The sequence below is a fragment of the Streptomyces sp. NPDC104381 genome, assembly GCF_055583745.1.
The window spans coordinates 16,164-40,391 of record NZ_JBVJNK010000007.1 but is presented as its reverse complement, the minus strand read 5'-3'; the positions used below and the strand labels follow the sequence as shown (position 1 = coordinate 40,391).

The window sequence follows — 24,228 nt, the reverse complement described above, 5'->3', positions numbered from 1 at the left end:
CGTCCGGTACCCCCCGCGGACTGGAACGGAAGGCCACCGCCGCGTGAACGCATCAGTTTCCAAGGAATCCCTCGACGCGAGGGACCGCCCCGCCCGTCTCACCGTCGGCGTCGTCGGCGCGGGCCGGGTCGGCCCCGCCCTCGCCGCATCGCTGCAGCTCGCCGGGCACCGCCCGGTCGCCGTGTCGGGCGTCTCCGACGCATCCGTGCGCCGGGCCGCCGCGCTGCTCCCCGACGTCCCTCTGGTGACCCCGGCCGAGGTCCTCGCACGGGCCGAGCTCGTGCTGCTGACCGTCCCCGACGACGCGCTGCCCGGCCTGGTCGAGGGCCTCGCCGAGACCGGCGCCGTACGGCCGGGCCAGCTGCTCGTCCACACCTCCGGTCGGTACGGGACGAAGGTGCTCGACCCCGCGCTGCGGGCCGGCGCCCTCCCGCTCGCCCTGCATCCGGCGATGACCTTCACCGGCACCTCCGTCGACGTCCAGCGGCTGGCGGGCTGTTCCTTCGGGGTGACCGCCCCCGAGGAGCTCAGGCTCGCCGCCGAGGCGCTCGTCATCGAGATGGGCGGCGAGCCCGAGTGGATCGCCGAGGAGTCCCGGCCGCTCTACCACGCGGCCCTCGCCCTCGGGGCGAACCACCTGGTCACCCTCGTCGCACAGTCCATGGACCTGCTCCGCAAGGCCGGGGTGGGCGCGCCCGACCGGATGCTCGGCCCCCTCCTCGGGGCCGCCCTCGACAACGCCCTGCGCTCCGGTGACGCGGCGCTGACCGGCCCCGTCGCCCGGGGCGACGCCGGGACGGTGTCCGCGCACATCCGCGAGCTGCGCGCCCACGCGCCGCAGACGGTCGCCGGATACCTCGCCATGGCGCGTGCCACGGCGGACCGCGCCCTCGACCACGGCCTGCTCAAGCCGGAGTTCGCCGAGGACCTCCTCGGCGTCCTGTCCGACAGCAACGCCGTGAACGGCACGAACGGAACACACGGACCGGACGGATCCGGACCGGGGGAGAAGCGATGAACACCGCACCCGCCACCCTGCTGCGCTCGGCCGCCGAGCTGGAGGCCCTCCGCCGGCCCTCCGGGGCACGCCGCGCCGTCGTCATGACGATGGGCGCGCTCCACGACGGCCACGCCACCCTGATCCGCGCGGCGCGCGAGGCCACGGGGCCCGAAGGCCAGGTCGTGGTCACCGTCTTCGTCAACCCGCTCCAGTTCGGTGAGGCCGCCGACCTCGACCGCTATCCGCGCACGCTGGACGCCGACCTCGCCGTCGCCTCCGGAGCCGGTGCCGACGCGGTCTTCGCCCCCTCCGTCGACGAGGTCTATCCCGGCGGTGAGCCGCAGGTCAGGATCACCGCGGGGCCCATGGGCGAGCGGCTCGAAGGCGCCGCCCGCCCCGGGCACTTCGACGGGATGCTCACCGTCGTCGCCAAGCTCCTGCACCTGACCCGGCCGGACGCCGCGTTCTTCGGGCAGAAGGACGCCCAGCAGCTGGCGCTCGTCCGCCGCATGGTGCGTGACCTCAACTTCGGCATCGACATCGTGGCGGTGCCGACCGTCCGCGACCCCGACGGCCTCGCGCTCTCCAGCCGTAACCGCTTCCTCTCCGCCGAGGAGCGCCGGACCGCGCTGGCCCTGCCCAGGGCCCTGTTCGCGGCCCGGGACCGGCTGGTCGCCCAGCAGACGCTGCACGCCCGCGCCCGTACGCTCCCCGAGCGCGACGGCCGGGCCGACGCGCTGAACCGGCTCGGCGAGGCCCGCGCGGCCGCCGACACCCAGGCCGTGGCGCTGGCCCGGCCGACCGTCGCGCCCGCCGCGGTGCTGGACGCCGCACGCGCGGTCCTGGACGAGGCGGCCGAGGACGAGGCACCCCTCACCCTGGACTACGTGGCCCTCGTGGACCCGGCGGACTTCACCGACGTCCCCGACGACCGTGTCAGCGGCGAGGCGGTCCTCGCCGTCGCCGCGCGGGTGGGGGCCACCCGCCTGATCGACAACATCCCGCTGACCCTCGGAGCGCTCACGTGACCGGAATACGGCTGACCGCCCCCGCCCCCGGCTGGGCCATCGACGCGGACGTCGTCGTGGTCGGCTCCGGCGTGGCCGGTCTCACCACCGCACTGCGCTGCGCCGCGGCCGGCCTGGCGACCGTGGTCGTCACCAAGGCCCGCCTCGACGACGGCTCCACCCGCTGGGCGCAGGGCGGCATCGCCGCCGCGCTCGGCGAGGGGGACACCCCCGAGCAGCACCTCGACGACACCCTGGTCGCCGGGGTCGGCCTCTGCGACGAGGCGGCGGTGCGCGCCCTGGTCACCGAGGGCCCCGGCGCCGTCCGCCGGCTGATCGAGACCGGCGCGCACTTCGACACCACCGACACCGGCGCGATCGCCCTGACCCGCGAGGGCGGCCACCACCGCCGCCGCATCGCGCACGCGGGGGGCGACGCCACGGGCGCCGAGATCTCCCGCGCCCTGGTCGGGGCGGTCCGCTCCGCAGCCCTGCACACCATCGAGAACGCGCTGGTCCTGGATCTGCTCACCGACGCCGAAGGCCGTACGGAGGGCGTCACCCTGCACGTCATGGGCGAGGGCCAGCACGACGGTGTCGGGGCGGTCCGCGCCCCGGCCGTGGTCCTCGCCACCGGCGGCATGGGCCAGGTCTTCTCCGCCACCACCAACCCGCCGGTCTCCACGGGTGACGGGGTGGCGCTGGCGCTGCGCGCGGGCGCCGAGGTGTCGGACCTGGAATTCGTCCAGTTCCATCCGACCGTCCTGTTTCTCGGCGCCGACTCCGAGGGCCAGCAGCCCCTGGTGTCCGAGGCCGTACGGGGCGAGGGCGCCCACCTCGTCGACGCCTCGGGGACCCGCTTCATGCTCGGGCAGCACGAGCTGGCGGAGCTGGCGCCCCGCGACATCGTCGCCAAGGCCATCACCCGCCAGATGCTCCTCCAGGGCACCGAGCACATGTATCTCGACGCCCGGCACTTCGGCGCCGAGATGTGGGAGCGGCGCTTCCCGACGATCCTCGCCGCCTGCCGCGCGCACGGGATCGACCCCGTCACGCAGCCGATCCCGGTGGCCCCCGCCGCGCACTACGCCTCGGGCGGGGTGCGTACGGACCTCCGCGGCCGTACGACCGTCCCCGGCCTGTACGCCTGCGGCGAGGTCGCCTGCACGGGGGTGCACGGCGCGAACCGGCTGGCGTCCAACTCCCTCCTGGAGGGGCTCGTCTTCGCCGAGCGCATCGCGGCCGGGATCGCCGACGCGGCGGACGGACGGCGGGCCGGTTCCGGTGACGCCGCCCGGCCCGCCCCCGAGGCCGGCCCCGGCCCGGCGGCCCCCACCGTGCCGCTGCTCACCGCGGAGTCGCGGACCACGATCCAGCGCATCATGACCCGGGGCGCCGGGGTGATCCGCTCCGCCGGCAGCCTCGCCACCGCCGCCGGGGAACTGGAGGCGCTCGGGCGTACCGCCACCACCGAGGAGGACGGCCCGAAGGACGCCGTACCGGGGGTGGAGGCGTGGGAGGCCACGAACCTGCTGCTCGTCTCCCGGGTCCTGGTCGCCGCCGCACAGCAGCGCGAGGAGACCCGCGGCTGCCACTGGCGCGAGGACCACCCCGACCGCGACGACACCGCCTGGCGCCGCCACCTCGTCGTCCGCGTCACCCCGGACGGGCGGCCCGCCGTCCGTACGACGGACGGCGCCGCGTTCCCGCCCGTACGTCCGTCGGCCCCCGCGGATGCGCCGGACACCGCACCGCCCGACCCCCACCGCCTCCAGAACCAGCCCGCCGACGCCCCCGAGGAGCCGTAACCGTGAGCACGCCCGAAGAGAATCCGCGCCCCACACCTGTGGACGTACCGCTGATCCACATCGGCGCACCCGCCGAGTCCGGTGGGGGCTGCGGCGACGGCTGCGGCTGCGGTGACGGCTACGACCCCGACGGCCTGGAGTGCGGTCTCGACCCCGCGCTGGCCCAGCTCCTGGCGGACGCCGGACTGGACCCCGTCCAGGTCGAGGACATCGCCCACGTCGCGATCGAGGAGGACCTCGACGGCGGCGAGGACGTCACCACCGTGGCGACCGTCCCGGAGGACGCCGTCGCCACCGGCGACTTCACCGCGCGTGAGGCCGGCGTCGTCGCGGGTCTGCGCGTGGCCGAGGCCGTCCTCTCCATCGTCTGTACCGATGAGTTCGAGGTCGAGCGCCACGTGGAGGACGGCGACCGCGTCGTCCCCGGCCAGAAGCTGCTCACGGTGACCACCCGCACCCGCGACCTGCTCACCGGCGAGCGCAGCGCGCTCAACCTGCTGTGCCGGCTCTCCGGCATCGCGACCGCGACCCGCGCCTGGGCCGACGTGCTCGACGGTACGAAGGCGAAGGTCCGCGACACCCGCAAGACCACTCCGGGGCTGCGCGCGCTGGAGAAGTACGCGGTGCGCTGCGGCGGCGGGGTCAACCACCGCATGTCGCTCGTGGACGCGGCGCTGGTCAAGGACAACCACGTGATCGCGGCGGGGGGCGTCGCGGAGGCGTTCCAGCGGGTCAGGAAGGCGTTCCCGGAGCTCGCGATCGAGGTCGAGGTCGACACCCTGGAGCAGGTCCGCGAGGTCATCGCCGCAGGGGCCGACCTGATCCTGCTGGACAACTTCACCCCGGCCGGAACCGCCGAGGCCGTCGCCCTCGTCGGCGGCCGCGCGGTGCTGGAGTCCTCGGGCCGGCTCACCCTCGACTCGGCCCGCGCCTACGCCGAGGCCGGGGTCGACTACCTGGCCGTCGGCGCGCTCACGCACTCCTCGCCGATCCTCGACATCGGCCTGGACTTCCGCGACGCGGCGGCGACCGACGGGGCCGACGCCTGATGCTGCTCACCATCGACGTGGGCAACTCCCACACCGTGCTCGGGCTGTTCGACGGCGAGGAGATCGTCGAGCACTGGCGGATCTCCACCGACGCCCGGCGCACCGCCGACGAACTCGCCGTCCTGCTCCAGGGGCTGATGGGGATGCACCCGCTGCTCGGGGTCGAGCTGGGCGACGGCATCGAGGGCATCGCGATCTGCTCGACCGTCCCGGCCGTTCTCCACGAGCTCCGCGAGGTCACCCGCCGCTACTACGGCGACGTCCCGGCGGTCCTCGTGGAGCCGGGGGTGAAGACCGGCGTCCCGGTCCTCACGGACAACCCCAAGGAGGTCGGCGCGGACCGCATCATCAACGCGGTCGCCGCGGTCGAGCTCTACGGCGGCCCGGCCATCGTCGTCGACCTCGGCACGGCCACGACGTTCGACGCGGTCTCCGCGCGGGGCGAGTACACGGGCGGGGTGATCGCCCCGGGCATCGAGATCTCCGTGGAGGCCCTCGGCGTGAAGGGCGCCCAGCTCCGCAAGATCGAGCTGGCCCGTCCCCGCAGCGTCATCGGCAAGAACACCGTCGAGGCCATGCAGTCCGGCATCGTGTACGGCTTCGCCGGCCAGATCGACGGCGTGGTCGAGCGCATGAAGAAGGAGCTGGCGGCCGACCCCGACGAGGTCACCGTCATCGCGACCGGCGGCCTTGCTCCGATGGTGTTGGGTGAGTCCTCCGTCATCGACGAGCACGAGCCCTGGCTGACGCTCATCGGGCTGCGCCTCGTGTACGAGCGCAACATCGCCCGGATGTAGGACGCGCCTGCGGTCACCTGCGGGAACGACCCGGCGGCGCGGGGCACGACGCCGCGCCGCCGAGCAGTTGGTTAAGCCGATTTTGTCCATTTAGCACGTATTGTCGCGGCATGCCCACGCCCTACGGATCACGCGGCGGCATGGCGTTCAGCGCGGACGAGCTCCGGGTGCTCCGACGTGCTCTCGCCAACGCCCTCCACCCCACGCCCCTGCCCGAAGAGGATGTCCAGGACTGCCTGCGCCTCGCGGGCGCGGTGGACGAGGTGGTGAGCGAGGCGGGCCGGCTCCGCGCCTTCCTCCTCGCCGATCTCGCCCGTTACCGCGACGCGCTCCCCGGCTCGCTCAGCGGCTACCTGGAACTCCTCCAGGACGCCCTCGCGGCCGGCTACGACCCGCGCCCGGACGACCTCGCGGCCCTGCGCGCCCTGCGCGCCGGACCGGTCGCCGCGGCCCTGCTGGAGCGCTGCCAGGTGCTCGCGGAGCGCTCGGTGCGGGCGCGCCTGGCCGGTCGTGCGGCGCCCGTGACGCCACCCGCGCCGCGCGGACGGCTGCTGGCCCTGCGCGGTGGCCTGGCGGCGGCGAAGGAGCCCGAGCGGCCCCGTACCCCGTTGCGGCCCGCCGAGCCCGCCCGTCAGCCGGCTCCGGGGGAGCGTCCGATGCCGAAGCCGTCGGAGGTCTTCCCGCCCCGTCGCCGGCCGGTTCCGGCGCCGCCGCCGGAGGAGCGCGCGGTGTCCTGAGCGGACCGGCGCGCCGGAGGGGTGCCCGGGAGTGGCCGGAATGCCGGGCTCGCTACCCTGGACGGCATGGACTACGTATCCGCGCTCGTTCCCCCCGTGGTGATGGCCGTCTTCTTCATCGGCCTCGTCAGGACGATCATCAAGAGCCAGGGCGGCCCGAACAAGGCCAAGGAGGACGCCGCGGTGGACGCGGCCCTCGCCCGCGCCGAATCGGCCCGGCAGGCTCCGAGGCCCGAGGGCGCCTGACCCGGACCCGAGCACGAAGGGCGCACGACTCCCCGGAGTCGTGCGCCCTTTTCCCGTCCCAGAATTATCCCATTCCGGACATCTAGCACTAAGGTGACGGTGTGCCCCGCCAATTGGGAGAGCTGGAAGACACCGTGATGACACGGGTCTGGCAATGGAACCGCCCGGTCACCGTGCGGGAAGTTCTCGAGGACCTTCAACAGGAACGGTCCATCGCGTACACGACCGTCATGACGGTAATGGACAATCTCCATCAGAAGGGCTGGGTCCGCCGGGAAGTGGATGGCCGGGCATATCGATATACGGCGGTCTCCACCCGCGCCGCATACTCGGCCGCACTGATGAACGAAGCCTGGTCGCAGAGTGACAACCCCGCGGCCGCACTGGTCGCCTTCTTCGGCATGATGTCCGCCGAGCAGCGCGAGGCTCTCCGTGATGCGATGCGCGTCGTCGCGCCCGCCTTCCCCGAACCGGACGGGAGCCCGCCCGATGACAGGGGTGCGGCCGATGAAGCGCCGCCGGAGAGCGGGCGATAGCGTCGGGGGATGTCCTCAGAGCAACCGCAAACCGAGCACCGCACCGAGTCGCAAACCGGGGCGCATACCGGTGCGGAAACCGGATCTCCCTCAGAACTTCATACCGGCCCGTCGGTAAATAAGCCGGCCATCACCGTCCGCCGTGCCAGGACGAGCGATGTGGCGTCGGTCCGCGGCCTCCTTGACGGCTACGTCTCCGAAGGCATCCTGCTCGACAAAGCGACCGTCACCCTTTACGAGGACATCCAGGAGTTCTGGGTCGCCGAACGCGACGAGGACGCCCGTGTCATCGGCTGCGGCGCACTGCACGTGATGTGGGAAGACCTCGCCGAAGTCCGTACTCTCGCCGTCGACCACGCCATCAAGGGCGCCGGTGTCGGACACCAGGTCCTGGACAAGCTCCTGCAGACCGCGCGCTGGCTCGGTGTCCGCCGGGTTTTCTGTCTCACGTTCGAAGTCGACTTCTTCGCCGCGCACGGCTTCACCGAGATCGGAGAGACGCCGGTCGACGGAGATGTCTACAGCGAGCTGCTGCGTTCCTATGACGAGGGTGTCGCCGAGTTCCTGGGCCTCGAACGAGTGAAGCCGAACACCTTGGGCAACAGCCGGATGCTTCTGCACCTGTGAACGGCGGAAGTTGCCGGAACCCTATGTCCGAATCGCGCATGTTTCCCGTGCTCTTGCGCTCCTGAACCTCTCCCAGGGGTTTGTGTTTTCCGGTGAAAAGCGGTTTCCTTTCCGCGTACTGCATTTTCGATGAAAGGAAATCCGGTGGCACAGAAGGTTCAGGTCCTTCTTGTTGATGACCTCGACGGTGGCGAGGCGGACGAGACCGTCACGTTCGCCCTGGATGGCAAGACGTACGAGATCGACCTCACCACGAGCAACGCGGACAAGCTCCGTGGTCTTCTCGAGCCGTACACCAAGAGCGGACGCCGCACCGGCGGCCGTGCCGCGACCGGCCGTGGCAAGGGCCGCGCCGTCACCGGTGGAAACAAGGACACCGCCGAGATCCGTCGGTGGGCCCGCGAGAACGGCCACAACGTGAACGACCGCGGCCGTGTCCCCGCCGAGATCCGTGAGGCCTACGAGAAGGCGAACGGCTGACCTGTCGGCCGATGGGCCCACAGGTGTGTCCGGGCGTGAGTGAGCCTGGCCCGGTGGCATTCCGTCGCCGCCGCGTCCACGAGTCGTACGAGATCGGGAGCACCCCCACCCCTGCTCCCGAGGCCGCCGAGGGCCGGGAGTGAAGGTTCCACCTCCTGGCGCGATCCGGGGGGCCGCAGCCAGACCGCGGTCCCCGGCGGGCCCGCCGCACCACCCGGCGGCACCGGGGCCGTGATGTGCCCGCCGGCGCCGATGGCGGTCAGATCGAGGGCGATGCCGCCCCACTCCAGCCAGTCGAGCAGCCCCGGCAGCTCGTCCGCGCCGCCCGCGGCCACCAGCAGCCGCATCCGCCGCCCCGCCAGCGCCACCGGACCGGTACGCCCGATCCTGCGCAGCGCCGCGTGACCTGCCGCGGCCGGCAGCTCCAGGACGTCGAAGCGCAGCCCCGTCAGCAGCCGCACCGGTGCCGTGCCCTCCGTGGCCCAGTCGAGTTCGCGGACGTACCACTGCGCGGTGTCGCGCTCCGGCGACGAGCGGGGAGGCGGGACGAGGGAAGCCATGCCCGATGAACCGCCGAACCGGCCCCGGAGTTACGCGACGCGCATGATCGACTGCGCTGTGTGTCCGCCACGGGGGCGCGTGGAGGCCTTCGGCGGCGCGTTGTTGTTCGCCCGTAGCGGAGTAAACGGGGGTGCGCCGCATGGACTGTCAGTGGGTGCGGGTAAGACATCCCTAGTGGGAAGGGGCGACACGCGGGCAAAAACGTCTCACGTTCGCCATCGGCGTACTGGCGAAAGGGCTATCTGCCTGGCCTGCGGGAACATCGTCTCGCACCATCGGGTTGGAGCAGTTGTCGGCGTTCGGGGCGGGGTATCCGCCAGGAAGCAGGGCCGGGTGTCGGCAGTTGAAATGAGCGGTCCCCGCTTGCGGGACTAAGCTGCGGAAGGACAGGGAGGGGACCGACCCCTTACTGCCTGACCGCTCTGAGGAGCGATTAACGATGTTCGAGAGGTTCACCGACCGCGCGCGGCGGGTTGTCGTCCTGGCTCAGGAAGAAGCCCGGATGCTCAACCACAACTACATCGGCACCGAGCACATCCTCCTGGGCCTGATCCACGAGGGTGAGGGTGTCGCCGCTAAGGCCCTGGAGAGCCTCGGGATTTCGCTCGAGGCGGTCCGCCAGCAGGTGGAGGAGATCATCGGTCAGGGCCAGCAGGCCCCGTCCGGGCACATCCCCTTCACCCCCCGGGCGAAGAAGGTCCTGGAGCTGTCGCTCCGTGAGGCACTTCAGCTCGGCCACAACTACATCGGCACGGAGCACATCCTGCTCGGCCTGATCCGCGAGGGCGAGGGCGTCGCAGCCCAGGTTCTCGTGAAGCTGGGCGCCGACCTGAACCGGGTGCGGCAGCAGGTCATCCAGCTGCTCTCCGGGTACTCGGGAGGCAAGGAGGCGGCCACAGCGGGCGGCCCCGCGGAGGGCACGCCCTCCACGTCCCTGGTGCTCGACCAGTTCGGCCGGAATCTCACCCAGGCCGCTCGTGAGTCCAAGCTCGACCCGGTCATCGGGCGCGAGAAGGAGATCGAGCGGGTCATGCAGGTGCTGTCCCGCCGTACCAAGAACAACCCGGTTCTCATCGGCGAGCCCGGCGTCGGCAAGACGGCGGTCGTCGAGGGCCTGGCGCAGGCCATCGTCAAGGGCGAGGTGCCCGAGACCCTCAAGGACAAGCACCTCTACACCCTGGACCTCGGCGCCCTGGTGGCGGGTTCCCGCTACCGCGGTGACTTCGAGGAGCGCCTGAAGAAGGTCCTCAAGGAGATCCGCACCCGCGGCGACATCATCCTGTTCATCGACGAGCTCCACACCCTGGTGGGTGCGGGCGCCGCCGAGGGCGCGATCGACGCCGCGAGCATCCTCAAGCCGATGCTGGCGCGAGGCGAGCTCCAGACCATCGGTGCCACGACGCTGGACGAGTACCGCAAGCACCTGGAGAAGGACGCCGCGCTCGAGCGCCGCTTCCAGCCCATCCAGGTCGCGGAGCCTTCGCTGCCGCACACCATCGAGATCCTCAAGGGTCTGCGCGACCGTTACGAGGCCCACCACAGGGTCTCCATCACGGACGAGGCGCTGGTCCAGGCCGCCACCCTGGCCGACCGCTACATCTCGGACCGCTTCCTGCCGGACAAGGCGATCGACCTGATCGACGAGGCCGGCTCGCGGATGCGCATCCGCCGGATGACCGCGCCGCCGGACCTCCGCGAGTTCGACGAGAAGATCGCGGGTGTCCGCCGCGACAAGGAGTCGGCGATCGACTCCCAGGACTTCGAGAAGGCAGCTTCGCTCCGCGACAAGGAGAAGCAGCTGCTGGCGGCGAAGACCAAGCGGGAGAAGGAGTGGAAGGCCGGCGACATGGACGTCGTCGCCGAGGTCGACGGCGAGCTGATCGCCGAGGTCCTGGCGACCGCCACCGGCATCCCGGTCTTCAAGCTGACCGAGGAGGAGTCCTCGCGTCTGCTGCGCATGGAGGACGAGCTCCACAAGCGCGTCATCGGCCAGAAGGACGCCATCAAGGCCCTGTCGCAGGCGATCCGCCGTACGCGAGCGGGTCTGAAGGACCCCAAGCGCCCCGGTGGCTCGTTCATCTTCGCCGGCCCGTCCGGTGTCGGTAAGACGGAGCTCTCCAAGACGCTCGCCGAATTCCTCTTCGGTGACGAGGACGCGCTGATCTCCCTCGACATGTCGGAGTTCAGCGAGAAGCACACGGTTTCCCGTCTCTTCGGTTCGCCCCCCGGTTACGTGGGCTACGAAGAGGGCGGCCAGCTCACCGAGAAGGTGCGCCGCAAGCCGTTCTCCGTCGTCCTCTTCGACGAGGTCGAGAAGGCCCACCCCGATATCTTCAATTCCCTGCTCCAGATTCTGGAAGACGGTCGTCTGACCGACTCCCAGGGCCGGGTCGTGGACTTCAAGAACACGGTCATCATCATGACGACCAACCTCGGGACCAGGGACATCTCGAAGGGCTTCAACCTGGGCTTCGCCGCCCAGGGTGACGTCAAGACGAACTACGAGCGGATGAAGGTCAAGGTCAACGACGAGCTCAAGCAGCATTTCCGGCCTGAGTTCCTCAACCGTGTCGACGACACGGTGGTCTTCCACCAGCTCACCGAGGAAGACATCATCCAGATCGTCGACCTGATGGTCGCCAAGGTGGATGAGCGTCTGAAGGACCGCGACATGGGCATCGAGCTCAGTGCCGAGGCCAAGTCGCTCCTCGCGAAGAAGGGCTACGACCCCGTGATGGGCGCCCGGCCGCTGCGCCGGACGATCCAGCGCGAGATCGAGGACGTCCTCTCCGAGAAGATCCTCTTCGGCGAGCTGCGTCCCGGTCACATCGTGGTCGTGGGCACCGAGGGCGAAGGGGACGAGAAGAAGTTCTCGTTCCGAGGCGAGGAGAAGTCGGCACTGCCCGACGTCCCGCCGATCGAGCAGGCAGCGGGCGGCGGCCCGAACCTGACGAAGGAGGCGTAGGGCGCGTAGCGCCTGAGCGTTCCCAGGGGCTGCCCCGGACCGGTTTCGGTCCGGGGCAGCCCCTTTTCGGCGCTCGGAGCCCTTGCCCGTCGAGCCGGCCCGCTTCCACGGCTGACGGCCGACGGCTGAGAGCCGACGGACCGTGGCGCCGTGCCGGGGAGCGTCCGGCACCGGGGCTGCGCCTCTTCAGGCCGGGAGCGGCAAGCCCGGGCGGGCGGGTCCGGGCAAGTGGGCCCGGACGGGCAGGCACGGGCGGGCGGTCGCTCAGGCGGGCCCGGGCGGGCGGATCCAGACGGGCCGCCCAGGCGGGCCCGGACGGGCGGGCCCAGGCATGCGGGGTGCGGGCAGGCGGGTCCGGGCAGGCGGGTCCGGGCAGGCCGTACGCGTTCTCGCCGTCGGTACGGGCCCGGGAGGGGTACGCCCCCGTCGGTACGGGGTCGGAGGGGGGCGGCCTCGGGGACGGCTGCCGTGCTGTCGCCGGGAGGCCTGGCGGTGATCCCGGGCAGCACCTCCCCGTGGGGACCGGCAGCCCGCCTCGACGGCGCAGTCGGACCGCGTGGGCGGCCCGGGGCCGAAGGTCCCGAAACGGGCAGGCTTCCGGCCCACCGGCGGTGACAAGGCGCACAGCCCCTCGGAGGCCTACTAGCCGCCCTAGGAGAAGTCGGGGTGACCGGCCGTGGGACCTTCGGCCCGCCCCGGAGGAGGCTTTCGGCGTTTGGGTGAATATGACCGGATTTCGCGCCCATGTCCCGCAAGGGCACCTCGGGAACTGGGGTTAAACCCGCTTCGCGCCATTTGTGCGGAAGATCGTCCGCTGTCGCCGGGCCGGTGGCCGCGATGAATTCCCGGCCCGCCGGCTACGGCTTTTGATCGTAGATGGGGTGTTTGAGTGTTCTGGGGGGTGCGGGTTACCAAGGTGGAGCAAGCCCGGTCGACCGGCCGGGTTCAGTCACCCCGGAGGTTCTCCCCGCATGTCGAAGCGCGTTACGTTCCAGCACTCCCGCCGCCCGTCCATGTCCCGCGTCAGTGGCGCCGTCGTGGCCGCCGGCCTGGGTGCGTCGATGGTGTTCGGCGCGGGCGCGGCGTTCGCGTCCGGCACGACGGGCACCGCGGACTCCGCGGCCCTCGCCGGCGCGGCCACCGCCGACTCCGTCGCCCAGCAGGCGACCGCCCAGAGCAAGGCCGCCGCCAAGGCGAAGGCCGACAAGGCCGAGAAGGCCGACGCCGAGAAGAAGGCGGCCGCGAAGAAGAAGGCCGCTGCCAAGAAGAAGGCCGCCTCGTGGGAGACCCCGGTCAGCCACTACGAGCTGAGCGCCACCTACGGCACCGGCGGTGACCGCTGGGCCCACAAGCACTCCGGTCAGGACTTCGCCGTGCCGATCGGCACCAAGGTCGAGGCCGCGCACACCGGCCGCGTCGTCAAGGCGGGCCCCAACGGTGGCGGCGACGGTCCCGCGTACGGCAACGCCATCGTGATCAAGCACGCCAACGGCAAGTACTCGCAGTACGCGCACCTGTCGAAGATCGAGGTCAAGGTCGGCGACCGTGTGAAGACCGGCGACGAGATCGCCAAGTCCGGCAACACCGGTAACTCCAGCGGTCCGCACCTGCACTTCGAGATCCGGACCTCGCCCAACTACGGTTCCGCGCTCGACCCGGTCTCGTACCTGAAGTCCGTGCACGTCCAGGTCTGACGCGCACCACCCCGTAGCCGCCGGGGTCTCCTGAACGGGAGGTCCTAGGCGGCGGGCCCCGGGTCATGGGCCTTGGTCACCAGTTCGACGGCGACCTCGAGAGCAGCCTTGCGCTTCTCATCGGGGTCGCCTTCGGCGTCCTTGAGGGCCATCATCCCGGCGTGCATCGCGAAGAGCGCGGTGAAGCAGCGGACCTGGTCGGTGAGCGGCGCGTCCGGGTCCTTGATCAGGTCCACCAGGGCGTGGATCCGGTCCTTCATGGTGTGGCCGATGCTGAGCTCGCGCACCGTCGCCTGGTTCTCCTGCATGAAGACGAAGAGCGGGGCCGCCGCCTTGAGCGCCTCGCTGTAGCGGAAGAGGATCTCCTTCTTCGTCTCCAGGGTGCGCGGCTGGCCCTGGCCCCAGGCGACGATCTCCTCGACCGGCTTGTTCAGGTCCTCGAAGATGCTGACGAGGATGTCTTCCTTCGTCTTGAAGTGGTAGTACAGCGCCGCCTTGGTGACCTGCAACTGCTCGGCGATCTCGCGGAGCGAGGTCTTCTCGTACCCCTGCTCGGCGAAGAGTTTCAGGGCGACGTCCTGAATGCGCTGACGGGTGTTGCCCCGGCGCGGCTGCGGCGTGCTGCCCATGCGACTCTCCCAAGAACTTACTTGACGCCCGGCTAGTTACGGGTCTACTTTCCTCAGTGTAGCCAACTAGCCGGGCGGCAAGTAAGTGCCGGATATGCGGCAGACCGGCATCAGGGGATCAGGGGAGCGGACGGCATGACAGAACTCAAGAAAGCGGCGTCGGACGGGAAAGCGGAACCGCCGGCACGCAGCGTCCGGGTGGTGGTGCTCGCGCTGATGATCGCGATGCTGCTCGCCATGCTCGACAACCTGATCGTCGGTACGGCGATGCCCACCATCGTCGGCGACCTGGGCGGCCTGGAGCATCTGTCCTGGGTGGTCACGGCCTACACCCTCGCCACCGCGGCCTCCACCCCCATCTGGGGCAAGCTCGGCGACCTGTACGGCCGCAAGAGCATCTTCCTCACATCGATCGTGATCTTCCTGATCGGCTCGGTGCTGAGCGGAATGTCCCAGGACATGGGCCAGCTCATCGGATTCCGGGCCGTCCAGGGCCTCGGCGCCGGTGGTCTGATGGTCGGCGTCATGGCCATCATCGGCGACCTGGTCCCGCCCCGGGAGCGCGGTAAGTACCAGGGCATGATGGCCGGCGTGATGGCCATCGCCATGATCGGCGGACCGCTGGTCGGCGGCACCATCACCGACCACCTGGGCTGGCGCTGGAGCTTCTACATCAACCTGCCGCTCGGCGCCGTCGCGCTGGCCATGGTCACCGCCGTGCTGCACCTGCCCCGCAAGGAGCGTACGAAGGCGAAGGTCGACTACCTCGGCGCCGCGCTCCTCACCGTCGGCATCACCGCGATCGTGCTGGTCACCACCTGGGGCGGTACGGAGTACGCCTGGGGCTCGGCCGTGATCATGGAGCTCATCGCCCTCGGCGTCGCCTCCCTCGTCGGCTTCGTCTTCGTCGAGACGAAGGCCGCCGAACCGATCGTGCCGCTCCACATCTTCCGCAACCGCAACTTCACCCTCATGTCCGTGGTCGGCTTCATGGCGGGCTTCGTGATGTTCGGCGCGGTGCTCTTCCTGCCGCTGTTCCAGCAGTCGGTCCAGGGGGCGTCCGCGACCAACTCCGGACTGCTCCTCCTGCCCATGCTGCTCGCGATGATGATCGTCTCGCTGGTCGCGGGGCGGATCACCACCAGCACCGGCAAGTACAAGGTCTTCCCGATCGTGGGCAGCGTCCTGATGGTCGCCGGCCTGTTCCTCCTCGCCGCGATGGACACCGGCACCAGCCGCCTGACGTCCGGCATCTACATGGCGGTGCTCGGTGCGGGCATGGGCTTCCTGATGCAGATCACGATGCTCGTCGCCCAGAACAGCGTCGAGCTGAAGGACATGGGCGTCGCCTCGTCCACGACCACCCTCTTCCGTACGCTCGGCAGCTCCTTCGGAGTCGCGATCATGGGCGCGCTCTTCACCGGCCGGGTGCAGGACGAGATGACGTCGCGCGGCGGTGGCGGAGCCACCGAGCGGTCCGCCCAGCTGGACGCGGCGAGCCTGGCGAAGCTGCCGGACCAGGTCCGCGAGGCGTACGAGTACGCGGTGGCCTCCGGCACCCACATCGCCTTCCTGGTGGGCGGCTCCGTCGCGGTGCTGGCCCTGGTGGCGGCGCTCTTCGTCAAGGAGGTCCCGCTGCGCGGCTCGGCGAAGCCGGAGGCGGTGGCCTCGGACGCCGACGGGACGGCGCCCGGCGGGCTCGCGGCCGCCAAGCAGTCGCAGAACGCCTGAGCAGCGGCGCCCGGAGCAACAGCCCCTGGGAGCAACAGCCCCCTGGGAGCCCGGGCCCCGGAGAGTGCGGGCCCCTGAGAGTGCGGGCCCCGGAGACCACCGGTCTCCGGGGCCCGCCCCTTTTCCTCTCAGCCCGTCTCCGTCTGCCGCAGCACGGGGAAGCTTCCGGTGTTCGTCGGGGCGTGCTCGGGCAGCCACAGCACGGCGACCGCCCCGCCCGTACCGCCGGAGTCCGTGGCCCCGAGGGGCCCCGCGTTGCGGAACGTCAGCCTGGCTCCCAGCACCCGGGCCTGCCCCGCGGCGATGGTCAGCCCCAGGCCGTGGCCCCGCCCCGACCGGTCACTGCTCCCGGTACGGAACCGGCTCGGCCCCTCCCGCAGCAGCGCCTCCGGAAAACCCGGCCCGTGGTCGCGGACCCGTACGACCCGGCCCTCGACCGTGACCTCCACCGGCCCGGCCCCGTGCTTGGCGGCGTTCCCCAGCAGATTGCCCAGGATGCGCTCCAGTCGGCGCGGATCCGTGGACACCCAGGACTCGTGCACCACTCGGACCGGGATCTCCGGATCCAGCACCCGGATCCGCCGGCTGACGAACTCGCCGAGCTGGAGCTCCTGCAATTCGGCCCGCTCCGACGCGCTGTCCAGCCGGGCCACCTCCAGGACGTCCTCGACCAGGGTCCGCATCGCCTGAGCCCGGTCCCGTACGAGCTCCGTGGGGCGCCCCGGCGGGAGCAGCTCCGCCGCGGTGAGCAGACCCGTGACCGGGGTGCGCAGCTCGTGGGCGATGTCGGCGGTGACCCGGCGCTCCGCCTCGATCCGCTCGTTCAGCGCGTCCGTCAGCGCGTCCACGGCCCGGGCCAGCTCGTCGGTCTCGTCCCGTACGACGCCGCCGACGGCCTCCCGTACGCGTACCTCCGTGTTGCCCTGCGCGACCTTGCCGGCCGCTGCCGCCGCCTTGCGCAGCCTCCGGGACAGCTGGCCGCCGATCAGCACGCCCAGGGCGCAGCCGCCGAAGACGACCGAGACCGAGCCGATGATCAGGGCCCTGTCCAGGTCGCCCATGATCGTGGCGCTGCGGTCGGCGAAGCGGGTGTGCAGGGACAGGACGTCGCCGTTGGCCAGCGGCACCGCCGCCCAGACGTCGGGCGCGCCGTTGCCGTACTCGTCGACATGGGTGGCGCGCCGGTTGTCCCGTATCTGCTCGCGCAGGCTCTTCGGCAGCGAGGGGTCGTTGATCTTGGCGCCGAACTTCGGCGACGGCTTCGTCGTGTTCGTCGCCTCGTACAGCCGCTGGGCGAACAGCAGCCGCTCCAGCTGCACCTCGCGCGCGTTCTCCAGCATCGAGACACGGGCCGCGTTGTGGACGACGAGGCTCAGCGCCAGCGCGATGAGCGCCCCGACCGCCGCGATGGCGATGCTGATCTTCCAGCGGACCCCGGTCCGCAGCGCCAGCCGCCTCATGCGCGCAGCTTGTAGCCGAAGCCGCGGACCGTCTCGATGCGGTCCTGCCCGATCTTGGTGCGCAGCCGCTGCACATGGACGTCGACGACGCGGGTGTCCCCGCCCCAGCCGTAGTCCCAGACCCGCTCCAGGAGCCTGTCCCGGGAGAGGACGGTGCCGGGCGCCGAGGAGAACTCCAGCAGCAGCCGCATCTCCGTCGGGGTCAGCCCGACGTGCGCGCCCTGCCGGCGCACCTCCATGCCCTCCGTGTCGATCTCCACGTCGCCGAAGACCAGCACACCGCTCGCCTCGTCGTCCGCGCCGCCGGGCCCGTCGGGCGCCCCGCCCGCACCGGCCGCGTGGCCGAAGCGCCGCAGCACCGCACGGATGCGGGCGACGAGGACCGCCCCGTCGAACGGCTTGGTGACGTAGTCGTCGGCCCCGGCCTCCAGGCCGAGCACCACGTCGATCGCGTCGGCCCGCGCCGACAGCATGATCACGGGCACCGTCGACTCGTCGCGGATGCGCCGGCACAGGCTGACCCCGTCCAGGCCCGGCACCATCACATCCAGCAGCGCGATGTCCGGACGGTCCGCCCGGAAGGCCTCCAGGCCCAGCAGGCCGTCGGGCACCGCGGTGACCGTGAAACCGACCCGCTCCAGCGCGAGCTGGGTGGCCTCACGGATGACGTCGTCGTCCTCGACGAAGAGGACATGGGTCTCGGCCATGCGAGCGGCTCTCAGTTCTGCGTCGGCTGCGGTGCGGGAAGGTCGCCCTCCCCGGCGCCGACGGCCCGGTTGAAGTCGTTGTGCACCCGGTCGGTCTCGGTGAACCGGCCGGCGGTCCAGTGATAGGTGACGACGTCCTCGCCCGAGGGGTACGCGACCGAGTCCTTCGACCCGTACACCTGGGTCGTCACCACCAGGTCGCCCCGGTCGATGGTGCCGTAGACGGCGGGTACCTCGGCGGCGAAGACGTTCCCGTACGAACCGTCGGCCCGCCGCTGGTAGACGTACGTGCCGACCCCCACCGAGTCGCCGCAGGTCATCACGTTGACCACGACATCCGTCGCCGGGCCGCCGGTGAGCTTGCCGTACGAGGTGTCGACCGGGTACTCGTTCCCGGTGCAGGGCTTCAGGTCGTCCCTGAGCTGCCGGCTCACCTTCGGGTCGCTCTTGACCAGCCGTACGGCGTCGACCCGCGGCGACGGCTCGGCCGTCCCGCTGGGAACCGCGCTCGTCGGTGTGGCCCGGGTGGCCTGCTGGGCGCTCGCCGGGCCCTCGTCACGGGTGCCCGTGCCCCCGGTGGAACACCCGGCGCACAACAGCCCGAAGGCGGCGAGCCCGGCCACCGCCGTGCTCCCCGCCACCAGACCGGCCCGGAGTCCTCCGCGGCCGGCCGTCGTGCTCTCCCCGCTGCTGCCTGTCAGGCCGCGCACCGCTCCCGCCCCCGCTCGTCATGACGCCTGTTCCGCTGCGCGGGTATCCGCACCGGTGTCTCCTCGGCCTCACGGCTCCGGGCGGCACGGTCCTCCAGCTCCTGGCGCAGGCGTGCCAGGGCGCGGTGCAGCGTGCTCTTCACCGTGCCGGCGGACATACCCAGTGCCGCGGCCGTCTCCTCCGTGCTCATCTGCTCCCAGTGTCGCAGCACGACGACGCTGCGCTGCTTCGGAGCCAGCACCCCGAGGACGTCCATGAGCAGGGCGCGGTCGGCGCGCTGGTCGGCCCCGTCGTCGACGCTCGCGTCGGGGAGCTGCTCGGTGGGGACCTCGTCGAGCTTGCGGGCCCGCCACCACTCCGTACGCGTGTTGATCATGACGCGGCGGAGGTAGGCGTCGGCGAGGGACTTGTCGGCGATGCCGTCCCAGCGGCCGAAGGTGCGGACCAGGGCGGTCTGCAGCAGGTCCTGCGCGTCCACCGGATCGGGTACGAGCCGGCGAGCACTGCGCAGCAGCGCGTCCTGCCGGGTCCGTACGTACTCCTCGAATCCGAGCACCTCGCCCTGCGCCATTACAACCGCCTCCGTCCCCGTCGATCCCCGTGTACCGCCGTCGGCGGGATGGTCCGTTCGCCGACGTCCGGAGACGTTACGGAGGCGTTGTCACGAGGCTGTGCGGAGCAGCCGTAGGCGGACGCACGGCTGTCCATCGGTTGTGTAACAGCCGCTGGACAGCCCCGGTCCGCCGGAGCACGGTCAGGTCAGAGGGAGCCGGTACCGGCCGTTCGCCAGGGGCTCGACGAGGCCGTCGGAGACCAGCCCGTCCAGGGCGCGCGCCCGCTGCACGGGCTCCTCCCATACCGCGTCCAGCGCCGACTGCGGCACCGGTGTGACGGCGTCCCGCAGCACCGCGAGCAGCCGGCCCCGCACCTGGCGGTCCGTACCGGCGTAGGTCTGGCCGCGGCGCGGCGGGCCCTGGTGGGCGGGCTTCCCCGCCAGCCGCCAGGCGCACTGTCCGGCGATCGGGCAGCGCGTGCAGTCCTCGTTCTTCGCGGTGCACACGAGTGCGCCGAGCTCCATCGTGGCCGCCGCCCAGCGGGCGGCGCGCTCGTCCTCCTCGGGGAGCAGTGCGCGGGCGAGCTTGCGCTCGGCCGCGGTGGTCGCGTTCGGCGGGTACTGGATGCCGGTCGCGGCCCGGGCGAACACCCTGCGGACATTGGTGTCCAGCACGGCATGACGCTGCCCGTAGGCGAACGAGGCCACGGCCGCGGCCGTGTACTCCCCGATCCCGGGCAGTGCGAGCAACTGGCCGTGCTCGCTCGGCACGTCGCCCCCGTGGCGTTCCGTTATCGCCTGCGCGGCCCCGTGCAGCCGCAGCGCGCGGCGCGGGTAGCCGAGCCGGCCCCAGGCACGGACGGCTTCGCCCGGTGCGTCGGCGGCCAGGTCGGCGGGGCGGGGCCAGCGGGCCATCCACTGCTCGTACACCGGGAGGACCCGGTTCACCGGGGTCTGCTGCAGCATGAATTCGCTCACCATCACACCCCAGGCGCCCGCATCGGGGCGGCGCCAGGGCAGATCGCGGGCGTGCTGCTCGAACCACCCGATGACGGGGGTATGGAGGGAGGCGGGGGGCGTCTGTGTCGAAGTCGTGGCAGTCATCGCACCTACGATCCTGGCACGGAAGGCGGGGCATCGGGGACGGCTACGGGGGTGTCGGGCCCGCCGTGCGTCCACGGGGTGATAACGCCACCCGTTCTGACCCCTCGCGCGGGGCGGACGGGGCCCCGGGTGGGGCAAAGCGGATGAAGCGCCCCGGGAGCCGTCGCTCCGTGATGATGATCCGGAAAACTTGTGGATCAGGCGGCGGTTGGGGCCGGAGTCGGCCCGGATCTCTCGTACAGTTCGGTCCGTGGGTTCTATGCGCAATCCGGTCGGGCCGCTTCCCTCCAGCATCTACTGGCGTCGGAGAGCAGTAGCGGTGCTGGTGATCGCGCTGCTCGCGGCGCTGGTCGCGTGGGCCGTCACCACGGGTGGCGGCAGCGGCGGCGGCGGACAGGACGACGGGAAGCCCGGAGGCTCCGGCCCCGCCCCGTCGATCACCCCGGGACCTTCGAGTTCGGGCCCCGTCACCGGCCAACCCCCCGGCGGACGCGACGAGTCGGACGACACCGGTGGGAGCACCGGCGGGAGCTCGGGCTCCGCGGGAGGCAGCGGCGACACCGGTACGGGGACGGGCGGCGCGGCGGGATCGGACTCCACGGGAGCGAGCGGCTCCACAGCGGCGGGTACGGGCGCGGGGACCGGCGGCAGCACGGGCGGCGAGCAGGTCCCGGCCGGATCGTCGCTCCCCGACTGCACACCCGCCGTGCTCCGGTTGAGCCTGAAGACGGAGCTCAGCTACGGGCCCGACGACAAGCCGGAGTTCAGGCTGAGCGCCAGGAACACCTCGGCCACCGACTGCAAGGCCGACTTCGGCCCGAAGAGCGCCGTACTCACGATCACCGAGGCCGGCGAGGAGGACGAGCAGGTGTGGTCCTCGAAGGACTGCCCGAAGGCCGGTGCCCTGTTCCTGAGGGTCCCGGCGGGAGCGACGGTCGTCCACGTCGTGAAGTGGGACCGCAAGGGGAGCGCGCCCTCGTGCGCGACACCGCCGGTCCGGAGCGCGGCCCCGGGGACGTACCTGCTGGAGGCGAAGGTCCAGGGCGGGAGCGTCCAGCGCGCCTCGTTCGTGCTGGCGAAGGACTGACGGCGCGGGCGGATCCGCACCGGGAACGAACGCCGAAGGGCCCCGCACACCGTGCGGGGCCCTTCGGCGTTCGTTCGGGAGTTCTAGACGTACCGCTCCAGGATCGAGGACTCCGCCAGCCGCGAGAGCCCCTCCCGGACGCTGCGGGCCCGTGCCTCGCCGACCCCGTCCACGGCCTGGAGGTCGTCCACGCTGGCGGCGAGCAGCTTCTGCAGGCCGCCGAAGTGCTCGACCAGCCGCTCGATGATCGCCCCGGGGAGCCTCGGCACCTTCGCCAGCAGCCGGAAGCCGCGCGGGGAGACCGCCGAGTCCAGGGTCTCCGGGGAGCCGCTGTAGCCCAGGGCGCGTGCCACCACGGGGAGTTCGAGCAGCTCGGTGTGGGTGAGCGTGTCCAGCTCGGCCAGCGCCTCGTCGACCGTACGGGACCGCTTCGCGGTGGGCTCGGGGACGTAGTCGCGGACGACCAGCTCCCGCTCCGGCTCCACGCCCGCGATCAACTCGTCCAGCTGGAGGGCCAGAAGACGGCCGTCGGTGCCCAGCTCCACCACGTACTCGGCGATCTCCGTCGCGATGCGGCGGACCATCTCCAGCCGCTGCGAGACCGCCGTCACGTCCCGGACGGTCACCAGGTCCTCGATCTCCAGCGCGGAGAGCGTCCCGGCGACCTCGTCCAGCCTGAGCTTGTACCGCTCGAGCGTGGCGAGCGCCTGGTTGGCCCGGGACAGGATCGCGGAGGACTCCTCCAGGACCCGCCGCTCCCCGTCCACGTACAGCGCGATGAGGCGCATCGACTGGGAGACCGAGACGACCGGGAAGCCGCACGCCTTGGAGACCCGGTCCGCCGTGCGGTGCCGGGTGCCCGTCTCCTCGGTGGGGATGGAGGCGTCCGGGACCAGCTGCACACCGGCCCGGAGGATCTTCGTCATGTCCTTGTCGAGGATCATCGCGCCGTCCAGCTTGCACAGTTCGCGCAGGCGCGTCGCGGCGAAGTCCACGTCGAGCACGAAACCGCCCGTACACATGGATTCGACGGTTCTGTCCATGCCGAGGACGATCAGTCCGCCGGTGTTGCCGCGGAGGATGCGCTCCAGGCCGTCGCGGAGGGCCGTCCCGGGCGCGACCGCGCTCAACGAGGCGCGCATCAGCGCCTCGTTCCCCGTGCCTTGGCCGGACTTTCCGGGCGATGCTGCCCGGTCGTTGGCTGCCACTGCACTCCTCCGGTCACAGGTCGGCGGTGCCCTTGCGTCCCTCGTACCGTTCGTACGGGCGGGCGAGACCAGGGCAAAGTCTACCGGCGTGCGCCGTCCTCCTGTGGTCCGTCCGCCCGAGAGCGGCGGGGAAGGACTCTCAGGGCGTCGCCCATGTCGGCCACTTCTGTGACCTTCATACCGGCCGGGACCTGCCCCGGGTCCCTCGGGACCAGGGCGTGCTTGAACCCGAGACGGTACGCCTCCGCCAGCCTGCGCTGGACCCCCGTGACCCTCCTGACCTCCCCGGCGAGCCCCACCTCACCGATCGCGACCAGGTTCTTCGGCAGCGGTGTGTCGCTGGCCGCGCTGGCCAGGGCGAGGGCGACGGCGAGATCCGCGGCCGGCTCGGTGAGCTTCACGCCGCCCACGGTCGCGCTGTAGATGTCCCGCTTGCCGAGGGCGGTGATCCGGCCGCGCTGTTCCAGGACGGCCAGCATCATCGAGACCCGGGAGGTCTCCAGGCCCGAGGTGGTGCGCCGGGGCGAGGGGATCTGTGAGTCCACCGTCAGCGCCTGCACCTCGGCGACGAGCGGCCGCTTGCCCTCCAGGGTGACCGTCAGACACGTGCCGGGGACCGGTTCGTCACGGCGGGTGAGGAAGAGCCCGGAGGGGTCGGCCAGGCCGGTGATGCCCTCGTCGTGCAGCTCGAAGCAGCCGACCTCGTCCGTGGCGCCGTACCTGTTCTTGACGCCTCGCACGAGCCGGAGGCGGGCGTGCCGGTCGCCCTCGAAGGAGAGCACCACGTCCACGAGATGCTCCAGGAGGCGGGGCCCGGCGATCGCGCCCTCCTTGGTCACATGGCCCACCAGGAGCGTCGACATGCCGCGCTCCTTCGAGGCCCGGATGAGGGCGCCGGCGACCTCGCGGACCTGTGCCATGCCGCCGGGCGCGCCCTCGATCTCCGGTGAGGCGACGGTCTGCACGGAGTCCAGGACGAGGAGCGACGGCTTGACCGCGTCCAGGTGCCCCAGGACGGCGGAGAGGTCGGTCTCGGCGGCCAGATAGAGGTGGTCGTTGATCGCCCGGATCCGGTCGGCCCGCATCCGCACCTGGCTCGCGGACTCCTCGGCCGTGACGTAGAGGGTGCGGTGGTCGTCGCTCGCCGCCTTGGCGGCCACGTCCAGCAGCAGCGTCGACTTGCCCACGCCCGGCTCGCCCGCGAGCAGCACGACGGCGCCGGGCACGAGCCCGCCGCCGAGCACGCGGTCCAGCTCGCCGACCCCGGTCGAGCGGGCGGCGGCCTGCCGGCTGTCCACCTGGCCGATGGGCACGGCGGCGGAGGAGACCCGCCCCGCGGCCGTCGTGCGGACCGCGGGGGCGCCGCCGAACTCCTCGACCGTCCCCCAGGCCTGGCACTCCGGGCAGCGGCCGAGCCATTTGGCCGTCGTCCAGCCGCATTCGGTGCAGCGGTAGGACGGGCGGTCCTTCGCGGATTTCGTACGGGCAGCCATGGACGTCACCGTATAGGTGGGGTCCGACAGTGCCGGTC

Annotated in this window: 23 protein-coding genes; 14 read left to right on the top strand and 9 right to left on the bottom strand. The window is 71.7% G+C overall.

Annotation, left to right across the window (positions count from 1 at the left end):
• Positions 1 to 43 precede the first annotated feature (43 nt).
• The 10 genes from ACZ607_RS24500 (at position 44) to ACZ607_RS24455 (ending at position 8,287) form a co-directional block, all read left to right on the top strand.
• Positions 44 to 1,018 (top strand): Rossmann-like and DUF2520 domain-containing protein, encoded by a 975-nt coding sequence (locus tag ACZ607_RS24500; protein WP_469737817.1) that lies wholly within the window; start codon positions 44 to 46, stop codon positions 1,016 to 1,018.
• Positions 1,015 to 2,028, top strand: coding sequence for a pantoate--beta-alanine ligase (gene panC / locus ACZ607_RS24495; protein WP_469737815.1), 1,014 nt, complete (start codon positions 1,015 to 1,017; stop codon positions 2,026 to 2,028). The genes ACZ607_RS24500 and panC overlap by 4 nt, the downstream gene beginning before the upstream one ends.
• Entirely contained in the window at positions 2,025 to 3,815 is a 1,791-nt protein-coding gene (locus ACZ607_RS24490; protein ID WP_469737813.1) for an L-aspartate oxidase, read from the top strand. Before panC ends, ACZ607_RS24490 begins: the two co-directional genes overlap by 4 nt.
• Before the next feature lie 2 nt (positions 3,816 to 3,817).
• Positions 3,818 to 4,864, top strand: coding sequence for a carboxylating nicotinate-nucleotide diphosphorylase (gene nadC, locus ACZ607_RS24485; RefSeq protein ID WP_469737811.1), 1,047 nt, complete (start codon positions 3,818 to 3,820; stop codon positions 4,862 to 4,864).
• Positions 4,864 to 5,661, top strand: a complete 798-nt coding sequence (locus tag ACZ607_RS24480; RefSeq protein WP_031091045.1) for a type III pantothenate kinase — start codon at positions 4,864 to 4,866, stop codon at positions 5,659 to 5,661. Before nadC ends, ACZ607_RS24480 begins: the two co-directional genes overlap by 1 nt.
• 140 nt (positions 5,662 to 5,801) lie before the next feature.
• Entirely contained in the window at positions 5,802 to 6,398 is a 597-nt protein-coding gene (locus ACZ607_RS24475; RefSeq protein WP_469738531.1) for a hypothetical protein, read from the top strand.
• A 66-nt stretch (positions 6,399 to 6,464) separates the two neighbouring features.
• The gene (locus ACZ607_RS24470) at positions 6,465 to 6,644 is read left to right on the top strand and encodes a hypothetical protein (RefSeq protein WP_104786906.1); all 180 of its coding nucleotides are present in this window, start codon (positions 6,465 to 6,467) and stop codon (positions 6,642 to 6,644) included.
• A gap of 101 nt (positions 6,645 to 6,745) precedes the next feature.
• Complete coding sequence (locus ACZ607_RS24465; protein WP_469737808.1) at positions 6,746 to 7,180, top strand: BlaI/MecI/CopY family transcriptional regulator; 435 nt, start codon at positions 6,746 to 6,748, stop codon at positions 7,178 to 7,180.
• 129 nt (positions 7,181 to 7,309) lie between these two features.
• Positions 7,310 to 7,807: an amino-acid N-acetyltransferase gene (locus tag ACZ607_RS24460; RefSeq protein ID WP_104791746.1), complete on the top strand. Its 498-nt coding sequence runs from the start codon at positions 7,310 to 7,312 to the stop codon at positions 7,805 to 7,807.
• Positions 7,808 to 7,951: 144 nt separating this feature from the next.
• Positions 7,952 to 8,287, top strand: a complete 336-nt coding sequence (locus tag ACZ607_RS24455) for a histone-like nucleoid-structuring protein Lsr2 (RefSeq protein ID WP_099173598.1) — start codon at positions 7,952 to 7,954, stop codon at positions 8,285 to 8,287.
• On the opposite strand, the gene ACZ607_RS24450 is transcribed toward ACZ607_RS24455, so the two are convergent.
• Positions 8,266 to 8,847, bottom strand: a complete 582-nt coding sequence (locus ACZ607_RS24450; RefSeq protein ID WP_469737805.1) for an SCO3374 family protein — start codon at positions 8,845 to 8,847, stop codon at positions 8,266 to 8,268. The two genes, ACZ607_RS24455 and ACZ607_RS24450, sit on opposite strands and share 22 nt — an antisense overlap.
• Positions 8,848 to 9,287: 440 nt before the next feature.
• Between ACZ607_RS24450 and ACZ607_RS24445 the strand changes: the two genes are divergently transcribed.
• Together ACZ607_RS24445 and ACZ607_RS24440 are read left to right on the top strand one after the other, a co-directional pair.
• A complete protein-coding gene (locus ACZ607_RS24445) occupies positions 9,288 to 11,813 on the top strand; it encodes an ATP-dependent Clp protease ATP-binding subunit (protein WP_469737803.1) in 2,526 nt (841 codons plus the stop codon).
• A 971-nt stretch (positions 11,814 to 12,784) separates the two neighbouring features.
• A complete protein-coding gene (locus ACZ607_RS24440) occupies positions 12,785 to 13,507 on the top strand; it encodes a M23 family metallopeptidase (RefSeq protein ID WP_469737801.1) in 723 nt (240 codons plus the stop codon).
• Positions 13,508 to 13,551: 44 nt separating this feature from the next.
• Here ACZ607_RS24440 and ACZ607_RS24435 read toward each other — a convergent pair whose 3' ends face one another.
• Entirely contained in the window at positions 13,552 to 14,136 is a 585-nt protein-coding gene (locus ACZ607_RS24435; protein WP_469737799.1) for a TetR/AcrR family transcriptional regulator, read from the bottom strand.
• Between the two features lie 135 nt (positions 14,137 to 14,271).
• On the opposite strand from ACZ607_RS24435, the gene ACZ607_RS24430 reads away from it, so the two are divergent.
• Complete coding sequence (locus ACZ607_RS24430) at positions 14,272 to 15,867, top strand: MDR family MFS transporter (protein ID WP_469737797.1); 1,596 nt, start codon at positions 14,272 to 14,274, stop codon at positions 15,865 to 15,867.
• 128 nt (positions 15,868 to 15,995) lie between these two features.
• Here ACZ607_RS24430 and cseC read toward each other — a convergent pair whose 3' ends face one another.
• The 5 genes from cseC to ACZ607_RS24405 form a co-directional block, all read right to left on the bottom strand.
• The gene (cseC, locus tag ACZ607_RS24425) at positions 15,996 to 17,327 is read right to left on the bottom strand and encodes a two-component system sensor histidine kinase CseC (protein WP_469737795.1); all 1,332 of its coding nucleotides are present in this window, start codon (positions 17,325 to 17,327) and stop codon (positions 15,996 to 15,998) included.
• Entirely contained in the window at positions 17,324 to 18,034 is a 711-nt protein-coding gene (cseB, locus tag ACZ607_RS24420) for a two-component system response regulator CseB (protein WP_469737793.1), read from the bottom strand. The genes cseC and cseB overlap by 4 nt, the downstream gene beginning before the upstream one ends.
• 11 nt (positions 18,035 to 18,045) lie before the next feature.
• Positions 18,046 to 18,744 carry a hypothetical protein gene (locus ACZ607_RS24415; protein WP_469737791.1) on the bottom strand — a complete coding sequence of 233 codons (699 nt, stop codon included), beginning with the start codon at positions 18,742 to 18,744 and terminating at the stop codon, positions 18,046 to 18,048.
• Complete coding sequence (locus ACZ607_RS24410) at positions 18,732 to 19,316, bottom strand: SigE family RNA polymerase sigma factor (protein WP_147983522.1); 585 nt, start codon at positions 19,314 to 19,316, stop codon at positions 18,732 to 18,734. Before ACZ607_RS24410 ends, ACZ607_RS24415 begins: the two co-directional genes overlap by 13 nt.
• Positions 19,317 to 19,499: 183 nt before the next feature.
• Positions 19,500 to 20,402, bottom strand: a complete 903-nt coding sequence (locus tag ACZ607_RS24405) for an HhH-GPD family protein (protein ID WP_469737789.1) — start codon at positions 20,400 to 20,402, stop codon at positions 19,500 to 19,502.
• Between the two features lie 259 nt (positions 20,403 to 20,661).
• Here ACZ607_RS24405 and ACZ607_RS24400 point away from each other — a divergent pair, with 259 nt between their 5' ends.
• A complete protein-coding gene (locus ACZ607_RS24400; protein WP_469738529.1) occupies positions 20,662 to 21,489 on the top strand; it encodes a hypothetical protein in 828 nt (275 codons plus the stop codon).
• Between the two features lie 83 nt (positions 21,490 to 21,572).
• Here the strand turns inward: ACZ607_RS24400 and disA are convergent, their stop codons facing one another.
• Together disA and radA are read right to left on the bottom strand one after the other, a co-directional pair.
• Complete coding sequence (disA, locus tag ACZ607_RS24395) at positions 21,573 to 22,697, bottom strand: DNA integrity scanning diadenylate cyclase DisA (RefSeq protein ID WP_469737787.1); 1,125 nt, start codon at positions 22,695 to 22,697, stop codon at positions 21,573 to 21,575.
• Positions 22,698 to 22,777: 80 nt separating this feature from the next.
• Positions 22,778 to 24,190, bottom strand: a complete 1,413-nt coding sequence (gene radA / locus ACZ607_RS24390; RefSeq protein ID WP_469737785.1) for a DNA repair protein RadA — start codon at positions 24,188 to 24,190, stop codon at positions 22,778 to 22,780.
• Between the last annotated feature and the right edge of the window lie 38 nt (positions 24,191 to 24,228).

Excerpts from the sequence above, each read along its gene's own strand:
- panC (WP_469737815.1), top strand. The coding sequence starts at position 1,015 with ATGAACACCGCACCCGCCACCCTGCTGCGCTCGGCCGCCGAGCTGGAG.
- ACZ607_RS24480 (WP_031091045.1), top strand. The coding sequence starts at position 4,864 with ATGCTGCTCACCATCGACGTGGGCAACTCCCACACCGTGCTCGGGCTG.
- ACZ607_RS24475 (WP_469738531.1), top strand. The coding sequence starts at position 5,802 with ATGGCGTTCAGCGCGGACGAGCTCCGGGTGCTCCGACGTGCTCTCGCC.
- ACZ607_RS24470 (WP_104786906.1), top strand. The coding sequence starts at position 6,465 with ATGGACTACGTATCCGCGCTCGTTCCCCCCGTGGTGATGGCCGTCTTC.
- ACZ607_RS24450 (WP_469737805.1), bottom strand. The coding sequence starts at position 8,847 with ATGGCTTCCCTCGTCCCGCCTCCCCGCTCGTCGCCGGAGCGCGACACC.
- ACZ607_RS24445 (WP_469737803.1), top strand. The coding sequence starts at position 9,288 with ATGTTCGAGAGGTTCACCGACCGCGCGCGGCGGGTTGTCGTCCTGGCT.
- ACZ607_RS24440 (WP_469737801.1), top strand. The coding sequence starts at position 12,785 with ATGTCGAAGCGCGTTACGTTCCAGCACTCCCGCCGCCCGTCCATGTCC.
- ACZ607_RS24435 (WP_469737799.1), bottom strand. The coding sequence starts at position 14,136 with ATGGGCAGCACGCCGCAGCCGCGCCGGGGCAACACCCGTCAGCGCATT.
- ACZ607_RS24430 (WP_469737797.1), top strand. The coding sequence starts at position 14,272 with ATGACAGAACTCAAGAAAGCGGCGTCGGACGGGAAAGCGGAACCGCCG.
- cseC (WP_469737795.1), bottom strand. The coding sequence starts at position 17,327 with ATGAGGCGGCTGGCGCTGCGGACCGGGGTCCGCTGGAAGATCAGCATC.
- cseB (WP_469737793.1), bottom strand. The coding sequence starts at position 18,034 with ATGGCCGAGACCCATGTCCTCTTCGTCGAGGACGACGACGTCATCCGT.
- ACZ607_RS24410 (WP_147983522.1), bottom strand. The coding sequence starts at position 19,316 with ATGGCGCAGGGCGAGGTGCTCGGATTCGAGGAGTACGTACGGACCCGG.
- ACZ607_RS24405 (WP_469737789.1), bottom strand. The coding sequence starts at position 20,402 with ATGACTGCCACGACTTCGACACAGACGCCCCCCGCCTCCCTCCATACC.
- ACZ607_RS24400 (WP_469738529.1), top strand. The coding sequence starts at position 20,662 with ATGCGCAATCCGGTCGGGCCGCTTCCCTCCAGCATCTACTGGCGTCGG.
- radA (WP_469737785.1), bottom strand. The coding sequence starts at position 24,190 with ATGGCTGCCCGTACGAAATCCGCGAAGGACCGCCCGTCCTACCGCTGC.